Raw genomic sequence first — 2,264 nt, 5'->3', positions numbered from 1 at the left:
CTCAGGGTGTGTTTCTTGTCTGTCATGAGGCTCATCTTTTGAGAGTTTTACTCTCCGGTAAACACGGGGCGGTTCAGCCAACGTCTTTTGCACTCGGCAAAGCGTCGTGTCGTCAGGCACCTCCCAATCCAGCTCCGCCAAATTGAGCAAGCTGGCGACCATCCAGGTTGTCTGCCGGAGCGGCAGCTTAAACAGCACCTTGATCCCCTCTCGGGACATTGTTGTACAATGCCCTACCGGGCAGTAGACAGGGAGAACTGGATCGCCGCGTTCGAAAAAACTGGTGGCCTCCCCGGTCGTCCCTCATGCGGCGCGAGCCAGTTCACGCCTTTGTGCAACCACCCTCTCACACATGCAGGCATGTGCCGCCGGGCAGTGGATCAACAGCGACCCCCGCTTCCTGAGCGCGTCGTTATAGCTCGACCACTTGGCCGTGCGGTAGCGGGCGGGTGATGGCTTACTCATGCCGGCCACCTAACCACAGGGATTCGCGATGTGAATCTTACTACGGCAGAGTTCTGCAACAACGCCTGGTCGCAGGCCCCTCTGAGTCGACGATTTGGGTCTTTCCCACCGTCAGACAGACGGTTCCCAAGAAGGAGGAGAAGACCACCCTGCTGCGTCAGCGGTTAATCGAAGGCATGAATATTCGCGGGCTGTGCGAAAAGTCGCAAAAGCGCACATCCGGAATGTGAGGCATTTTGCGTCATTCCTCGGTCGGCAGCCCGACGCAGCCGCCCATGAAGCTCTGCGTGCCCATCAACTCAATATGACGCAGGACGGGGTATCGGCCGGCATGGGCAACGTTCGCATCATTTCCCAGCGGGGCTTTTTCGGGGTCACTTGCGGACGTATAGGATGAATGAAGCGTCATGCAGTTTCATCGTAAGCTGCGCAAATTTCTGATCGTGTCACACGTCGATGAGGTGGAGTAATGCCCCGCCTTTTATTGGAGGATCACCTCAAACCGCGACCAAACTGACCAATTTCCCACCGGGAACTTGGCCAATTTTGCTCCGGGATTGACAGTCTTACAATCTGGCGGCAGGGAAAACGCGGTCCAAGACGGCACAACTCGAAAGAATAAGGATTTGAGTATCATGATAGGGTTCATTGGACTGGGTGTGATGGGCGGGGGAATGGCACGCAACATCGCCAAATCCGGCCTGAAGCTGGCAGTCACCACGTCCTCGTCCGAAAAGGCAGAGACGTTCCGGGCTTTGGGCGCTCAGATCTGCGCGACACCGGCGGAGCTTGCCGCGCGCTGTCAGCTCATCGTCTCCTGCGTGCCGGATGCCGCGGCCCTGCGCGGTGTCCTCGCGGGCGAAACCGGTCTGGCAGCGCAAGCATGGAACAATGGTTTGCTGATCGATTGCTCGACGATCGCTCCATTCGAGGCGCAGGAAATGGCCCAGCAGCTTGCCGCGATCGGCGGTCGCTTCATCGACGCCCCTGTCAGCGGCGGCGCGAAGGGGGCGGCAGACGGCACCCTGACTATCATGTGCGGCGGATCGGAAGAGGACGTGGCCGAGGCGCAGCCGGTGTTTCAGGCCATGGGCAAGAACATTCACCACGTTGGCCCGCTCGGGGCTGGGCAAGCGGTCAAGGCTTGCAACCAGCTGATGGTCGCGGTGAACATGATGGGCGCGTGCGAGGCTGTCTCCATGGCGCGGGCCGCCGGGGTCGATCCCAAGGTGATGCGCGAGGTGCTGTCCACCGGCACCGCCAATAGCCGCGTTCTCGAAGCCAATGCCCTGCGCTACCTCGAAGGCACGCTTGACGGCGGGTTTCGCGCCGAGCTCATGCGCAAAGACCTTGGCATCGCCAATTCCGTGGGGGCGCATTACAACATCACGCAGCCCGCCACGGACCTCGCGCATCAGTTGATGGTCGCGACCTGCAATGCCGGGTTCGCCAAACGCGACAGCGCGGCACTTGGCCTGCTCTATGACCTGCTGAATGGCCACAACGAAGATACCAACGACTGACGGCTAAACTCGCTCTGGAACCTCTCCAACGGGCCGTTCGCAACAGGTTAAATTCGCTTCACATGCGAAATACTGCGGGACAGCAGTTGGTGACAAGGGCTGATAGCTGCCTTGCGGCGCTGGGGCACGCGGTTTTCATCCAAGACCGACCCTCAGCGCCCCTTCGGTAAGGGCTGCCAACCCTTCCACGACGTTCTTGCTAGCAACTTCTGTGGTTGCCGCCCGTATCGCAAGAAGTTTCTGACCTTCGAGGGATGTGATCGAGTGCGAACTTCT

At 59.6% G+C, this 2,264-nt stretch carries 2 protein-coding genes and 1 pseudogene; 1 reads left to right on the top strand and 2 read right to left on the bottom strand.

Going from position 1 to position 2,264, the window contains the following annotated elements:
* Both Q4543_RS24185 and Q4543_RS24180 read right to left on the bottom strand, forming a co-directional pair.
* A pseudogene (locus tag Q4543_RS24185) lies at positions 1–465 on the bottom strand (transposase); the annotation flags it as partial.
* A gap of 241 nt (positions 466–706) precedes the next feature.
* Entirely contained in the window at positions 707–874 is a 168-nt protein-coding gene (locus Q4543_RS24180) for a hypothetical protein (protein ID WP_303442666.1), read from the bottom strand.
* 127 nt (positions 875–1,001) lie between these two features.
* On the opposite strand from Q4543_RS24180, the gene Q4543_RS24175 reads away from it, so the two are divergent.
* Positions 1,002–1,988: an NAD(P)-dependent oxidoreductase gene (locus Q4543_RS24175; RefSeq protein WP_303442664.1), complete on the top strand. Its 987-nt coding sequence runs from the start codon at positions 1,002–1,004 to the stop codon at positions 1,986–1,988.
* Positions 1,989–2,264 lie beyond the last annotated feature (276 nt).

Source organism: Salipiger sp. 1_MG-2023, assembly GCF_030547555.1.
Classification (GTDB): domain Bacteria; phylum Pseudomonadota; class Alphaproteobacteria; order Rhodobacterales; family Rhodobacteraceae; genus Salipiger.
Note: the sequence above shows the minus strand (reverse complement) of the source record. Positions and strands in the feature narration are given on the sequence as shown.

Coding starts and splice junctions, on each gene's coding strand:
- Q4543_RS24180 (WP_303442666.1), bottom strand. CDS start 874: ATGACGCTTCATTCATCCTATACGTCCGCAAGTGACCCCGAAAAAGCC.